The organism is Vreelandella massiliensis, assembly GCF_900155385.1.
Classification (GTDB): domain Bacteria; phylum Pseudomonadota; class Gammaproteobacteria; order Pseudomonadales; family Halomonadaceae; genus Vreelandella; species Vreelandella massiliensis.
The window spans coordinates 1,043,755-1,057,808 of the sequence record NZ_LT699745.1; the positions used below are offsets into that span (position 1 = coordinate 1,043,755).

Below are 14,054 nucleotides of genomic sequence, written 5' to 3' on the forward strand. Positions count from 1 at the left end.
GCTCATCAGCCTTTTTGCCTGACATAAGTCAACTACAGTAAGAAAAAGCCGAGATTAAGGCAGCATTACGGCGCTGACAGAAGGAGTCATGCGATGAGCACCGCAACAACAAAAACGCGCAAACCTGTGGCTGATTTACCTACGGTGAAAATCAGCATCAACCAGATAGGCATGGACCGCCCCAAAGCATGGCTAACCGCCGGCATTGAGGACTTTCGCCGCGCCCCGGTGGTTAGCCTTACCTATGGTCTGTTTTGGGTGGGCTTAAGTATTGCCGTCACCATCGGCGCATTAAGATTAGGTTACTGGCACTGGTTATTGCCGCTGATCGCCGGCTTTATGTTTATCGGCCCGCTTGTCGCGGTGTGCTCTTACGGTGTCAGCCAGGCAATTGAAAAAGGTCGCCCGCCCCATTTGGGTGATGCGTTTGCGAGTTGGCAGCCACACGCAGGGCAGTTGGCGATGATGGGCGTGATGATGATGATCTTCTTTCTCGCCTGGATTCGGCTAGCGACGCTGCTCTTTGCGCTGTTTTTTGGCATGGAAGCCCCGGGGGCTGACGTGTTCTACGCCTCGCTGCTGACAACCTCTGAGGGGCTCGGCATGCTTGCGGTGGGCACGGCCGCCGGGGCGGTATTGGCGTTTGGCGCCTTTGCCATTAGCGTGGTGGCGATTCCGACGCTGATGGACCAAGACCTAACCTTTATGGAAGGCATTGAAGCGAGCGTTCGCAGCGTGGCACGCAACTTCCGCCCGATGCTGCTGTGGGCGATGATGCTCACCGGCTGTGTAGTCCTCGGCGTGTTGACCTTCTACATTGGCTTAGCCTTAATCTTGCCGGTGCTGGGTTACGCCAGTTGGCACGCCTACGGCGACTTGGTGCGCTGCGAATCGACAGAAGCGCCCGATCACTGATTCCCTCGCTCAACGAATCACCCTATTATCTAACTGAATTGAATCACGAGATGGCGTACGCTTAACGCCATCTCGTTTTTTTATCGTTAGCTCGTTGAGCATCAAGAGTGGGGGCGTTGGTGGTGAAAGCGTTATGGATTGGGGTCATGGTGGTGCTGTTCAGCATTTTTCAACTGGGGTTGGCAGGCGAGGGAAGCGACATGCTTGCGCAGCCTCGGGGTCCGGTTATTTTAAAAATGGGCGGTGCGATAACCCGCACCAATGTCGGCGACGAGGCGCATTTTGACCGCGCCATGCTTGAGGCGCTGCCCCAGCACGAGGTGCGCACGGGCACGCCGTGGACCGATCACCCCCACGACTATCGCGGCCCGCTAATGCGCGAACTCTTAGCGCATGTGGGTGCCCAGGGCGAGTATGTGCATGTGGTGGCGCTGAACAGTTACGAAGCGGAAATCCCCATTGAGGATTTTGTCGAGTACGACGTACTGCTGGCGATGGACCGCGACGGCGAGGCGATGCCGATCCGTGAATATGGCCCGCTCTGGGTGCTTTACCCCTTTGATCATGACGAGGCACTCCTAAGCGAAAAAATGCGCTTTCGTGCGGTATGGCAAGTCATGAGGATTGATGTTCACTAACGCCGCTCTCCCGCGCTCGGCCAAACTGTTACGCTACCCACGGCGATTAACCGTCGTGGCGGCAGTCGCTGTGCTGCTGCTGGCCTCCGCGCTGGTGGTCGCCACCCTCGCGGCATGGCGCCAGGACAATTTGACCCAGAGTTTGCGCGAAGATACCTCCTGGGTCGTCTATAAGCTCGACCGCGATACCATGCAGCTGTTGAATCAGCTGCTCGCCTCCACGCGCGGCCCACTGAACCCGGAAGCGCAAGATGCCCTTAATCTTCAGTTTGAGCTGCTTTACAGCCGCTTAAAGGTGCTCGAAGAGGGCGAGGCCGGCGAGCTGCTGAATCAAATACCCATCGCGCGCGAGCTGCTAAACCGCATTCAAGCGCAGCTTGATGTGCTGGACCCCATGGTCGAGCCCCATGAGCGCAGCGCGCAGCTCCCAATAGTGGCCATTGAGGAGGAGCTGCAGGTCCTCTCGCATCTGACCGAGCGGCTTGTGATTAACATCAACGGTTACTTGGCCGAAGCCGCGACCGAAGAGCGCGCCCAGCTTAGCCAGCTTTATCCGCTACTGCTGGCGCTTATTGTCGGGATGAGCTTGGCGGCGCTGCTCATCATCCTTTTTTTAGTGCGCGAGATGCGCGAGAGCACCGCGGCGCGGCGCGAGCAAGAGCAGCTAAGTCGCCAGCTTGAAGTGACGGCTAAACAGGCCCAGTCAGCCAACCAGGCTAAGTCCGATTTTCTGGCCATGGTCAGCCATGAGATCCGCACGCCGCTTAACGGCGTGCTGGGTATGAGCGAACTGCTGTGCCAGCCGTTGCCCCGACCGCAGTTAGCAGACTACGCGCGCACCATTCACGATAGCGCCAACCAGCTTTTGGAGATGATCAACGAGATCCTCGACTTCTCCAAAATTGAAGCTGGCCACCTTACCCTTAGCCCCGCCCCGACCGAGCTGGCCGCGCTGGTGGATGGCGTTGTGGCACTCTTCGCGCCGCGAGCCAAAGCCAAGGGAGTGGCGCTTAAAACGCATATTGCCGCTGATGTGCCCGCCTGGATCCACATCGATGCCGCGCGGTTACGGCAAATACTGCTCAACTTAATCGCGAATGCGGTCAAGTTCACCGACCAAGGCAGCGTGACGGTTGAGATCGACGCCACCTACCAACGCTTATTCATCCGCGTTATCGATAGCGGCTGTGGCATCAGCCGCGCGCAGCAGCAGCACCTGTTTGAGCCGTTTCAGCAAGCCGATGCCAGCGTGGCCCGGCGCTACGGCGGCACCGGGCTCGGGTTGGCGATTTGTAAACGGCTTTGTAAAGCGATGCAGGGGCGCTTAGGCGTTGAGAGCGCCCTCGGCGCGGGCAGCACCTTCTGGTGCGAGCTGCCGCTGTCGCCCGCCACCCCGGTGGATGTGGCCATGCCGGCCGCTCCTCGAGATAACTTTAGCGGCTTGCCGCTTCTGCTGGTGGAGGACAACGCCGTCAATCGCAAAGTCGCCGTCGGTATGCTGCAGCATTTGGGCGCCGAGGTGCGCTGTGCCGAGAGCGCCGAGCAGGCGCTGGAGCAGGTGGAGCAGGGCGGCGGGGTCGCAGCGATTTTGATGGATATTCAGCTGCCCGATCAGGATGGCATATCGCTCACCCAGGCCCTGCGCGCGCGCGGCGGCTGGCTAGCCGAGGTGCCGATTGTGGCGATGACCGCGGGCGGTATGCAGGGCGATCGCCAGCGCTGTTTAGCCGCAGGTATGGATGACTACCTCACCAAGCCGTTAACCCTTGACGCCTTAAGCCAGATGCTCAAACGCCATGTGAGCGATGACACCCACTCAGACGTTGACGAAAGTCCACCCCCGCGCCGTGAATCACCCGCTTCGCCGCTGGTCGATGAGCCGATTCTCGCGCAGCTAGAAGCTACCCTTGGGCGGGAGAGCGTGGTGCAACTGGTGGCGCTGTTTCAAGATCAGGCCAATGCGTATCTGCAACAGCTTCGCGCCTCGCTGGATAATCCTCCCCGAGTGGCGCACTTAGCCCATCAGCTTCGCGGCGAAGCCGCAAGCATCGGGGCAAAGGCCCTGGCCGACGCCGCCCTGGAGCTTGAGCGACAAGCGGTGGCGCAAGCCCCCCTCACCGCTGTTTGGCAAACGCTGTCCCGCCTCGCCACCCAGACCCGAGACGCCCTGGCGAGGCGGTACGAAGGATAAAAAAATCCCGGCTTTTTAAGCCGGGATGGTCAGTTTTAAAAGCGGCTTTCGTGTTCGTAAGCCCCCTTATATCGGCTGCGCCTGTTCGGGGGGCTCGCCGATGGTGCCGGGCATGGCTTGGATGCTCCCTAGCTGCTGACCCGCTAGCGCCAGAAAGTGCAGATGGCGCTCGTACTCAGCCACCAAATCGCCGATGACTTGCCCGCGCGTGTAGCCATTGAGGTCTTTATCCTGGCCGCCTTCGGCGAGATGCACATCCAAACGTACATAGAAGTCATCGTCGGCGGGGATAAAGCTCGGCGTGCGCATGCGGTGCGGGCATATCTGGTAGACGAAGCTGGCGGCCTCTTCTAGATCCACCTGCAGGGTTAAACGCGGCAGCGGCTCATTTTCCAGCCTCTCTTCGGTAACGCTGGCGCTCTGGCCGCGGCTCTCGAGCTCCTGGGCGAACTGCTTCATCGCCGGGCGAATCGCATGTTCGATGGTCGCTTCGGCACCGGCGCGCGAGGACGTATCCAGCGCCCGATCCAGCCGCTCGCGCCAGTCGCCACCCGGGGCGCTCCCGGCGATCATACGCCGTGCATCGGCTTTGCTGCCCTCAAGCTTCAGTGCCTTGTACATGCCCACCATGATGGCGAAAATCACCACGGAGAAGGGCAGCGCCGTTATCACCACCGCGCTTTGCAGCGCGGCAAGCCCGCCGGCCATCAGAAGCGCAACGGTGATCAAGCCAATCACCGCCGACCAGAAGATCCGCAGCTTCACCGGCGCATCGTGGTTCACATCGCTCAAGATGGAAGTAAAGTTGGCCAGTACCAGCGCGCCGGAGTCAGCCGAGGTAATAAAGAACACAATCCCCAACACCGTGACCACGGCGGCGGTGATAGAGACAAACGGGTAGTACTCCAGCAAGGTATAGAGCGTGGTTTGCGGCGTGTTCAGCGCTTGTTCGCCGAGTTCGACAACGCCGTGATTGGCGACAAGATCGATCCCGCTGTTACCGAATACCGACATCCACACCATCATAAACGCCAGCGGAATGAACAGGGCGCCCGCCACGAACTGGCGAATGGTGCGACCCCGCGAGATACGCGCGAGGAACAGGCCCACAAACGGCGTCCAGGCGATCCACCAGCCCCAGAAGAAGATCGTCCACCACATTTTCCACTCCTGGGCACCTTCATCGGCAAACGCGTAGGTGTCGAAGCTGGCGGCGACAAAACCGGCAAAGTAGTCGCCGGCGTTGTTCACGACTTTATCCAAAAGCCCCAAGGTGTTGCCGGAGAAGAGCACAAACAGCATCAGACAAAGCGCCAACAGCATGTTGAACTCCGAGAGGCGACGGATGCCCTTCTCGACGCCGCTCACCACCGAAATCGTCGCCAGTACCACCACCAGCGCGATCAGAATGATCTGCACGGTGAGGTTTTCCGGCACGTCAAACATGTAGTTCAAGCCGTAATTGAGCTGCATCACGCCGATACCCAGGCTCGTCGCGATGCCGAAGACGGTCGAGATCACGGCGGTAATATCCACGGCGTTGCCGATCGGCCCGTGAATGCGCTTGCCCAGTAGCGGATAGAGCGCGCTGCGGATCGCCAGCGGCAGGCGGTGGCGATAGCTGAAGTAGGCCAGCGCCATGCCCATCAGAACGTAGAGCCCCCAGCCGGAAAGCCCCCAGTGCAGGTAGGTTTGCACCACGGCGTTACGCATCGCGGCTTGGCTTTCCGGCGGGAGATCCGGCGGTGCCAGGTAGTGGGCCACCGGCTCGGCGACGCTAAAAAACAGCAGGTCAATGCCGATACCGGCGGCGAACAGCATCGCCGACCAGGAGAGCAGCGAAAACTCCGGCCGCGCGTGGTCCGGCCCCAAGCGGATGCTGCCAAAGCGCGACATGCCGATGAGCGCCACAAACACCAGGTAAGCCACAATCGCCAGCATGTAATACCAGCCGAAGGTTTTACTGACCCAGGCAAGGCCCGCATCAAAGAAGGCCCCCGCCTGCTCGGTGAAGAGCATCGTGAGAACCAAAAAAACCAGGATCCCCGCCACGCTGCCGTGGAATACCACGGGGTTCAAGCGATCGCGTGCGGGGAGTGTTGACGTGTCGTGCGCCATGAAAGGCGGCCTCCTTTAAGCCCAATACGTTTGCGAATCTATTTTTGAATGAACGTTCAAATAAAATACGCGGTTTACGCAGGCGCTTCAAGTGGCGATAGGCGGACACGCGCCGGACAAAAGCCAGGATTGGGCGGACATTAAACGCAAAAACGCCCGGAAAACCGGGCGTTAGTTAAAGACGAAGCGAGAAGTGAAACGCGATTACTCGGCGGCTTCAGGAGCCCGGTTATCGCCGTGATAGCCACGATGCCCCTGTTTACCGCGATACGTTTCGTGCATGTCACGCATGGCCTCTTTTATCGCGGTTTGCTCTTCCTCGGTGAGAATCTCCTGCATCCGCGCGTAGTGATCCTCGCGCAGTTCGCGCATCGCATTGAAGTGTTCGTCGCGGGCAGCGTTGATCTCGGCCTGCTTCTCTTCGCTGATGCCCGCCTGCTCGTAAACCGCTTGGCGGCGCTCTTGCATGCGCTCTTGCAGTTGTTCCGACTTATTGCTGTATTTGCCGGCGTTACCGCCGTGGTGGTCGGCCTGCGCGGTGGCAGCGAAAGAGAGCAGAGATGCTGCAAGCAGCGTGCTGGTGAAAAGCGTGTTGTTGAAAAGAGGGCTGGCAAAAAATCCGCGTGTCAGTTTCATGGGGCATCTCCTAGGTGTTGACGCTGACAGTATTGCCGACAGAGGTGCAAACCCTTTGCAGAGAGTGTGCAACAAACGTGACCTTACGCCCGTCGACCGTAAAGGTGACGCCAGGGTTCCCGACATGGATACTGGCTGTCAGGGGAGGGGGAACGATTCAGGAGTCGAGACGGATGAAACATCACCATAGTCCCATGGCGTTAGTGAGCGCAGCGCGGAATGCCTGGCGGTGCCTACGCCGCTATATAAGCCTTGGTGCGCTTATGCTGGCGCTTAGCGGCTGCGGCACGACCCATCGGGTTAGCGAAGGAGAGCCGGCGGTGACAACGGATGCCCTGCGCGAGCCTATTGGCTTTAGCCGCCACCTGGGCCAGCGCTATACCCCTGAAGACTGGCCGGAAGTGCTGCGTGCCGATGTCTACCTGCCGCAAACCGCGGGCATGGAAAAGCGTCCGGCGGCGCTGGTGGTGCACGGCGGTGGCTGGCGCAATCCCGGTCGCGACGACATGACGGCGATTGCCGAGAAACTCGCCGCGCAGGGCTACGTCAGCGTTAATATCGAGCACCGCTTTGCCCCCGATTATCGCTTTCCGGCGCAGCTCCACGATCTTCAGCAAGCGATGCGCTGGATTCACGCCAACGCCGAGGATTGGCGCGTGGATACCGATCGTATCGCCGGCGTCGGCTTCTCTTCCGGCGCGCATCTGGTGAGCTTACTCGCCTTGGCAGGGGCCGAAGGGCCGCTGGCCAAGCCCCATGGCGGCGAGCATGCGCGGCTTGCGGCGGTGCTGGCAGGTGGGCTGCCGAGTGATTTGCACAAGTTCGACGATGGCCGTTTGGTGGTGAATTTCATCGGCGGCACGCGGGCGGAAAAGGGAGACGCCTACGCGCTGGCCTCTCCCGCGCGGCATGTCACGGCGTCGGCGCCGCCGCATTTTCTCTACCATGGCACCTGGGATCAGCTGGTGCCGGTGGATCACGCCACCGATTTCTATGCTGAGCTCATCGCCCACGGCGTGGAGAGCGAGCTTTACCTGCTGCACGGGCGCGGGCACTTCGCGAGTTTTTTGCTCGACGGGCGCGCCATCGAGGCGGGTATCGCCTTTCTCAATCGAGCGCTTTATCACCCCTAAGCGTCACGCTTCGGGGTGGTACTTGTAACCCACGCCGTACACCGAGCGGATAATGTCGCGCTCGGGCAGCGCGTCGGCGATTTTCTTGCGCAGCTTCTTGACGTGGCTGTCGACGGTGCGCTCGGAGACGATGCGGTTATCGCGATACATGTGATCCATCAGCTGTTCGCGGCTAAAAATGCGCCCCGGCGCGTGCATCATCACGCGCAACAGCTGAAACTCCACGGCGGTCAGGCCGATGTCTTGCCCGTTAACGAGCGCTTGCCAACCGTCGTCGTTCAAGGTGACCGGCGCCGGGTTTGTCGGTGCATCGGCGTCGGCCGCTTGAATGCGCCGCAGCACGGCCTTGACGCGGGCGACCACCTCTCGCGGGCTGAACGGTTTGCAGATGTAGTCGTCGGCGCCGAGTTCAAGCCCGAGTAGCCGGTCCACCTCTTCCACCTTGGCGGTGACCATGATGATGGCGATGTGCGGGTAGCGCTGGCGGATTTCGCGGCACAGCGTCAGGCCATCAACGCCGGGCAGCATTAAATCGAGCAGAATCAGCGCGGGCGCGTGCTGTTCAAGCCAGGGCATCGCCGCCTCGCCATTCTCCAGGGTTGTCACTGCAAAGCCGTGTGTTTGCAGGTAATCCGCCATCAAGCGGGCAATCTTGGGCTCGTCTTCGACAATCAACAAAGAAGCATCGTTGGGCATACGGGGTGTATCTCTATGGCGATAAAAGCGGAAAGCGCAGCGTCCAGCGCAGCCCGCCAAGCGTTGATGCGCTGGCCTCAAGCGTGCCGCCGTGGGCGTGAACCAAAGCGCTGGCAATCGAGAGCCCCAGGCCGCTGCCGCCGCTGGCGCGATTACGCGAACCCTCTACCCGGTAGAGACGCTCGGTAAGGCGGGAAAGTTCGCGCTCCGGCACGCCGGGGGCGCTATCCTCCCAGGTGAGCACCGCCTGCTGCCCGCACTGTTTCAGCGTGATGCGAAGCGCGCCAGGTGCCTCGGTATAGGCGCAGCTATTGTCCAACAGATTACTCCATAGCTGGCGCAGACGCTGGGCGTCGCCTTGGATCATCACGCCGCTTTCCAGCTCGGTGGTTAGCCCAAGCCCCTTGTCGTTAAGCCAAGGCTCGGCGTTGGCAAGGCGTGTTTGTAAGTGCTCGCTTAGCTTCAGCGGCGCCAGGTGAATGTCCAGCGCCCCCGCGTCGCTTTGCGAGAGCAGGCGCAAATCAGCCACCAGTCGCTCTAGCTGCTCGACTTCCTGGGCGAGTGAGTGCAAATTTTCCTGGTTGAGCGCTCGGATGCCATCCTGCATGGCTTCGATCTCGCCGCGCAGCACGGCGAGTGGCGTGCGCAGTTCGTGGGCGGTGTCCGAGACCCAACGGGCGCGGGCGTCGCGGCTGGCTTCCAGCGTCGCGGCGAGGACGTTAAAGTCCCGCGCCAAGCGAGATAGCTCCTGTCTCTTATACACATAGATCGGAAGAGCACACGTCTGAACTCAGTCACAGTTCCGTATCTCGTATGCCGTCTTCTGCTTGAAAAAAAAAACAAACCACACTCTACCGTGCCGTCCGCACTCCTACGGTGTTAGCCCCTGTCCCTGATACACAGCTCTAGCCACCAGGAGAGCCCGCCGGCGAGCAGTAGCGACGCAAGGCCCAGCGACACCACAATCATCAACAGGTTACGCTGCTGGCGCTCCAAAAAACGGCTCTCCATGCGCTCCATCATCTGTTGAGGCGGGCGAAACCCCAGCGTGCCGATCACGCGCTCCTCCGCTGTCAGCGGCATCCAGTGCCAGTTGCTGGGGGCGCCACGCCGACGTTCGGGGGAGACAATAAAGCGGCCATCGGGGGCGCGTAAGGCAAAATCCCGCGCCTCTCCCAGCGGTGAAGGGCGGTCGCGGTGCGATTGCCCCAGCGCATGGCGCACCACCGCCGGCCAGCGCTCGGGCTCGCGCTCTAGCCACTGCCAGCCTTGATGGTACTGCCAACGGTCAACCAGCCCTTCCGCCAGCACCCGGGCGCGGCGCTCCTGCGCTTGGTTCAGGTAATCCAGAAAGCCGCGGTCGATGCTGTAGGACGCGGCCAGGAAGACACCTGCGGAAATCGCCACGTTGACGCTTAAAATAATCGCAAAGAGTTTAAGCCCGAGCCGTGTCGGGCGTGGCAGCGCGAATCTCCAGGCACTTTTGCCGCTCATGGAGTGACATCAATGGTGTGGCAAGTGCGAGGCGAGCGAGCGTCGATCATGAACGTGGCGAGGTCCCCATGGCGTCAACCTAAGTTGGCTAAAAAGCGCGCGATGCGCCGCGCAAGAGTCAAAGCATAGCATCGCGGGTTCTAGCGCAGCGATTGGGCACGCAATGTGCAAAGTGTGTGCAATTCACGCCGCCCCGCCGCCAAAATCAAAAGAAAATTAGGATTTTCCGGCGGTAAAGCCTCCATCGACGAGCAGGTGAGCACCGGTGACAAAGCTTGCCTCGTCGCTGGCGAGGAAGAGAAACGCGTTGGCGATCTCCTCCGGCCGGCCGAGACGCCCCATGGGGTGTAGCGCGATTAGCCCCTGAAGCATCTCGTCGTCGAGTTCATCAAGCAGTGGCGTGTCGATATAACCGGGGCCGATGGCGTTCACGCGGACGCCCTTGGGGGCGGACTCAATGGCGAGGGTACGCGTCATATTGACCACACCGCCCTTGGCCGCGGTATAGGCGGCGGTTTGCGACTGCCCGAACACACCGAGAATAGACGCGCAGTTGACGATGCTGCCGCTGCCCTGGCGGTACATTACCCTCAGCGCGGCACGCGCGACGCGAAAAACGCCGTTTAAGTTGATGTCGATAATGCGCAGGTAGTCATCGTCGCTGAGTTCATCGGAAGGGCATAGCCCGCCGATGCCGGCGTTGTTGAACACGGCATCGACGCTGCCAAGCTCGGCTTGTGTGTCGTTAAAGAGCGTATCGACCTGGGTCGTATCGGTGACATCGCAGACCTTGAACAGGCAGCGGCCGCTGTGTTCGGCGTCGAGCTTTTGGGCGAGGGCCGCGCCGTCGCTCTCTTCTATATCGGCGATCACCACATTGGCGCCCTCTTCCAGGCAGCGTTTAACGCTTGCCAAACCAATACCGCTAGCGCCACCGGTCACGATGATATTTTTATCTTGTAGTCGCATATCGGGTCTCCTGCCCATCAGAGAAGGCGTTTTACATTGGTAAAAGGGTACTTATCAGCATAGACAACACAGCATTTGTACGCTTCGCTATTTCAAGCGCTGTCTTGATGCACGAATTTTCACGATAGGCGGTATTGTGGTGCTATTTTTGAAACCGTGAGTTCAAGACTAGGAGATCCGTATGCCCTCACGTTCGTTACTGCTCAATGCCGACATGGGGGAGAGCTTTGGCCCCTGGGTGATGGGAATGGACCACGAGGTGATGCCGCATATCGATCTGGCCAACGTGGCCTGCGGCTTTCACGCCTCCGACCCCGATGTGATCCGTATGACGGTACGCCTGGCGCGTAAGCACGGTGTTACCGTGGGCGCACACCCGGCGTATCCGGATATGGTCGGGTTTGGCCGCCGCTCGCTGGCATGCTCGGCGGATGAAATCGAAAACCTCGTGCTCTATCAGCTTGGGGCGCTTGCGGGGGTCTGCCGCGCGGAGGGGATCTCGGTGGGCTACGTCAAACCCCACGGCGCGCTCTATAACGACATGGCCCGCGACCCAGAGGTCATGAGCGCGGTGATACGGGCGATTCTGGCCTTCGATGCGACGCTCCCTTTGATGACCATGGCAACCCGCGAGACGCACGCCGTTCGTTCACTGGCTGCGGAACACGGCGTCACGCTGTGGTTTGAGGCGTTTGCCGACCGCGCCTACGACGAAGAGGGGCGCTTGGTCTCTCGGCGCGAAATGGGCGCGGTACACCACGACCCGGACGTGATTGTCGATCAGGCGGTGCGTATCGCCCGCGGGCAGCCATTAATCGCTCGCGACGGCAGCGAACTGATACTCGAGGCGGATACGCTCTGCGTTCACGGCGATAACCCCGAATCCATCGCCGCCGTGAAGGCCATTCGCCAGGCGCTCACCGATCACGCGCATCAGGAGGCCGCCCAGTGAGTGTTAACGCTCCCCCCTTGCCGCGTATTGAAGCGGCGGGCCTGGATGGCTGGATGGTGCGGCTGTTCGAGCGTATCGATGAGGACAATCTCGCCTGGATCAGCGCGCTTTCGCGCGAATGCGAATCGGCTTTCGGCGCAGCGCTTATCGATCTGGTGCCGTCCTACACCACGTTGCTCGTGGTGTTCGACCCCTTGCAGCTCACCCCGCAAGCCGCACGGCAGCGGCTCTCTGAGCGACTTCACCAACTGCAACCCGATGAAGCGGCGCTTGCAGGCGAAGTACATGAACTGCCGGCCTGGTACGACACAAGCGTCGGGCCTGACCTTGCGCGCGTCGCGGCGCATGCGGGATTAAGCGTTGAGCAGGTGATCGAGTGCCACGCAAGCGTCACCTATCGCGTCTTTGCGCTGGGTTTTGCGCCCGGTTTCGCGTTCATGGGGCTTTTGGATGAAAAACTCGACGTGCCGCGACTCGATACCCCGCGTCAGCGCGTGCCGGTGAACAGCGTGGCGATTGCCGGACGTCAGACGGCGGCGTATCCCACGGCCACCCCCGGCGGCTGGAATCTGCTCGGGCGCACGGCAGCCAAGCTCTTCGATCGTGAGCGCGAGGGGTTTAGTCTGCTTAACGTCGGTGATCGCGTGCGCTTTGTGCCGGTGGAACGGGATACCTTCGTCAACGAGGGCGGCGACACCACGCCCGTGAACGACACCACGACGACCCGGGAGGCGAGCTAATGAGCGTTGAGGGGTTGCGTGTTGAGCGCGCCGGCCCGCTGGCGCTGTTGCAGGATGCCGGGCGTTTCGGCGTGCGCCGATTGGGGGTGACTCAAGGCGGCCCCGCCGACCTGCATGGCTGGGCTTGGGCCAACCGCCTGGCGGGAAACCCTTGGGGGGCTGCCGCGCTTGAAATCACCTTTGGGGGGATGACGCTGTCAGCGGTACGCGATGTAACCCTCGCGGTGGCCGGCGCCGACCTGGGGGCGACCCTCGATGATACACCGCTTCCGCTTTGGCAGCCGGTTGCCGTGCATGAAGGGCAAACGCTGCGTTTTAGCGCTCCCGTGAACGGCCTGCGCGCCTATTTGGCGGTGCACGGCGGCTTTCAGGCCGAGCCGGTGCTCGGTAGCGTGAGCTGCGTGGCTCGCGAGGGGCTCGGCGGCTTCGACGGACACGGCCACAAACTCGCCGCTGGCGATCGTTTAACGGTGGGCGACGCGGCCAGCAAGAGTGTAGAACCTTTCCAGGCGCCTGAGATCGAGCGCATCGACTACCGCGCACCGGCAACGCTTTCACTACTGCCCGGCGCGCAGGTGAGTGATTTCACCGGCACAAGCCTCTATGCCGCGTTCAACCAGGCGTGGCAGGTGGACGACCGCGCCGACCGCATGGGCGTGCGCCTTACAGGCCCGCGTTTGGAATGCCGCGTGGGGTCGATGATCTCCGAAGGCATTGGCCTCGGGGCCGTTCAAGTGCCGCCGGATGGCCAACCGATCGCGCTGCTCAACGACCGCCAGACCATCGGCGGTTACCCACGCCTAGGCGCGCTGACGCCGCTTTCCGCCGCGCGCTTGGCGCAATGCCTTCCTGGTCAGGAGGTGCGTCTCAGCGCGACCGCTAGCGAAAGCGCACTGAGGGCCTATCGGTATTTCAGGAGCCACTTCGATGTGTAGACGAACTCGCAGCGCATGAATTGACACCGTATTTGCATTTGGGTATATGTTTATTCATTTTTTATCGGTCCAGCTCCTGGGTTTTGGGGCGGTATGCATGTGGAGGTTGTTATGTCTGAAGCGCTCACGCTCGGTTGCCCAAACTGCCTAGCCATCAACCGTGTTAATCCCACACGGCTGACGGATAACCCGGCGTGCGGGAAGTGTAAAACTGCGCTTTTCACCGGTGAGCCAATTACCTTGACGTCGGCCAACTTCCCCGCGCTGGTCGAGCGCAGCGAAATGCCAATTGTCGTGGACCTATGGGCGAGTTGGTGTGGCCCGTGCAAAATGATGGCGCCGATTTTTGCTGAGGTCGCCCGCGAACTGGAACCGCGCATGCGTTTTGCCAAGCTCGATACCGAAGCGGAGCAAGCCCTTGCCGGACGCTTCAATGTTCGCAGCATTCCTACGCTGATCGTCTTCCAGAATGGTCGCGAAGTGGCGCGCCAAGCGGGTGTAATGCAGCAGGCTCAGTTGCGTCAGTGGCTAACCCCGCATCTTGTTGGGTAGGCTTGGAGACGTACGCTCGTTGCCGGCGATAACAGGGAAATAAGCTACCCTAATACGGAGCACTGCCTGGATGTTCGTCTCATCT

Annotated in this window: 12 protein-coding genes; 8 read left to right on the forward strand and 4 right to left on the reverse strand. The window is 60.9% G+C overall.

Annotated features, from left to right (window positions below; all coding sequences use genetic code 11):
• The first annotated feature begins 93 nt into the window (after window positions 1-93).
• From BQ9846_RS09530 to BQ9846_RS09540, 3 genes are all read left to right on the forward strand, one after another.
• Window positions 94-915 (forward strand): DUF2189 domain-containing protein, encoded by an 822-nt coding sequence (locus BQ9846_RS09530; RefSeq protein WP_075880745.1) that lies wholly within the window; start codon window positions 94-96, stop codon window positions 913-915.
• 122 nt (window positions 916-1,037) lie between these two features.
• The gene (locus BQ9846_RS09535) at window positions 1,038-1,553 is read left to right on the forward strand and encodes a putative pterin-binding protein (RefSeq protein WP_328585367.1); all 516 of its coding nucleotides are present in this window, start codon (window positions 1,038-1,040) and stop codon (window positions 1,551-1,553) included.
• Complete coding sequence (locus BQ9846_RS09540; protein ID WP_075880746.1) at window positions 1,543-3,744, forward strand: ATP-binding protein; 2,202 nt, start codon at window positions 1,543-1,545, stop codon at window positions 3,742-3,744. The genes BQ9846_RS09535 and BQ9846_RS09540 overlap by 11 nt, the downstream gene beginning before the upstream one ends.
• 66 nt (window positions 3,745-3,810) lie before the next feature.
• On the opposite strand, the gene betT is transcribed toward BQ9846_RS09540, so the two are convergent.
• Together betT and BQ9846_RS09550 are read right to left on the reverse strand one after the other, a co-directional pair.
• The gene (gene betT / locus BQ9846_RS09545; RefSeq protein ID WP_075880747.1) at window positions 3,811-5,862 is read right to left on the reverse strand and encodes a choline BCCT transporter BetT; all 2,052 of its coding nucleotides are present in this window, start codon (window positions 5,860-5,862) and stop codon (window positions 3,811-3,813) included.
• A 204-nt stretch (window positions 5,863-6,066) separates the two neighbouring features.
• Window positions 6,067-6,498 (reverse strand): hypothetical protein, encoded by a 432-nt coding sequence (locus tag BQ9846_RS09550; RefSeq protein WP_075880748.1) that lies wholly within the window; start codon window positions 6,496-6,498, stop codon window positions 6,067-6,069.
• A 173-nt stretch (window positions 6,499-6,671) separates the two neighbouring features.
• Between BQ9846_RS09550 and BQ9846_RS09555 the strand changes: the two genes are divergently transcribed.
• Window positions 6,672-7,631 carry an alpha/beta hydrolase gene (locus tag BQ9846_RS09555; protein WP_235818948.1) on the forward strand — a complete coding sequence of 320 codons (960 nt, stop codon included), beginning with the start codon at window positions 6,672-6,674 and terminating at the stop codon, window positions 7,629-7,631.
• A gap of 3 nt (window positions 7,632-7,634) precedes the next feature.
• Here BQ9846_RS09555 and BQ9846_RS09560 read toward each other — a convergent pair whose 3' ends face one another.
• Together BQ9846_RS09560 and BQ9846_RS09575 are read right to left on the reverse strand one after the other, a co-directional pair.
• Window positions 7,635-8,327 (reverse strand): response regulator, encoded by a 693-nt coding sequence (locus BQ9846_RS09560; RefSeq protein WP_075880749.1) that lies wholly within the window; start codon window positions 8,325-8,327, stop codon window positions 7,635-7,637.
• Window positions 8,328-10,037: 1,710 nt separating this feature from the next.
• Window positions 10,038-10,790 (reverse strand): SDR family NAD(P)-dependent oxidoreductase, encoded by a 753-nt coding sequence (locus tag BQ9846_RS09575; protein WP_075880750.1) that lies wholly within the window; start codon window positions 10,788-10,790, stop codon window positions 10,038-10,040.
• Between the two features lie 181 nt (window positions 10,791-10,971).
• On the opposite strand from BQ9846_RS09575, the gene BQ9846_RS09580 reads away from it, so the two are divergent.
• The 4 genes from BQ9846_RS09580 to trxC all read left to right on the forward strand — a co-directional run bounded on the left by BQ9846_RS09580 (window position 10,972) and on the right by trxC (window position 13,969).
• Window positions 10,972-11,742, forward strand: coding sequence for a 5-oxoprolinase subunit PxpA (locus tag BQ9846_RS09580; RefSeq protein WP_075880751.1), 771 nt, complete (start codon window positions 10,972-10,974; stop codon window positions 11,740-11,742).
• Window positions 11,739-12,482 carry a 5-oxoprolinase subunit PxpB gene (gene pxpB, locus BQ9846_RS09585; protein WP_210433184.1) on the forward strand — a complete coding sequence of 248 codons (744 nt, stop codon included), beginning with the start codon at window positions 11,739-11,741 and terminating at the stop codon, window positions 12,480-12,482. The genes BQ9846_RS09580 and pxpB overlap by 4 nt, the downstream gene beginning before the upstream one ends.
• Window positions 12,482-13,417, forward strand: a complete 936-nt coding sequence (locus BQ9846_RS09590; protein WP_075880752.1) for a 5-oxoprolinase subunit C family protein — start codon at window positions 12,482-12,484, stop codon at window positions 13,415-13,417. The genes pxpB and BQ9846_RS09590 overlap by 1 nt, the downstream gene beginning before the upstream one ends.
• 111 nt (window positions 13,418-13,528) lie before the next feature.
• Entirely contained in the window at window positions 13,529-13,969 is a 441-nt protein-coding gene (gene trxC / locus BQ9846_RS09595) for a thioredoxin TrxC (RefSeq protein ID WP_075880753.1), read from the forward strand.
• Window positions 13,970-14,054: the final 85 nt, after the last annotated feature.

Bases quoted from the DNA above. Each gene is read 5' to 3' on its own strand.
- BQ9846_RS09530 (WP_075880745.1), top strand. From the start codon at position 94: ATGAGCACCGCAACAACAAAAACGCGCAAACCTGTGGCTGATTTACCT.
- BQ9846_RS09540 (WP_075880746.1), top strand. From the start codon at position 1,543: ATGTTCACTAACGCCGCTCTCCCGCGCTCGGCCAAACTGTTACGCTAC.
- betT (WP_075880747.1), bottom strand. From the start codon at position 5,862: ATGGCGCACGACACGTCAACACTCCCCGCACGCGATCGCTTGAACCCC.
- BQ9846_RS09550 (WP_075880748.1), bottom strand. From the start codon at position 6,498: ATGAAACTGACACGCGGATTTTTTGCCAGCCCTCTTTTCAACAACACG.
- BQ9846_RS09555 (WP_235818948.1), top strand. From the start codon at position 6,672: ATGAAACATCACCATAGTCCCATGGCGTTAGTGAGCGCAGCGCGGAAT.
- BQ9846_RS09560 (WP_075880749.1), bottom strand. From the start codon at position 8,327: ATGCCCAACGATGCTTCTTTGTTGATTGTCGAAGACGAGCCCAAGATT.
- BQ9846_RS09575 (WP_075880750.1), bottom strand. From the start codon at position 10,790: ATGCGACTACAAGATAAAAATATCATCGTGACCGGTGGCGCTAGCGGT.
- BQ9846_RS09580 (WP_075880751.1), top strand. From the start codon at position 10,972: ATGCCCTCACGTTCGTTACTGCTCAATGCCGACATGGGGGAGAGCTTT.
- BQ9846_RS09590 (WP_075880752.1), top strand. From the start codon at position 12,482: ATGAGCGTTGAGGGGTTGCGTGTTGAGCGCGCCGGCCCGCTGGCGCTG.
- trxC (WP_075880753.1), top strand. From the start codon at position 13,529: ATGTCTGAAGCGCTCACGCTCGGTTGCCCAAACTGCCTAGCCATCAAC.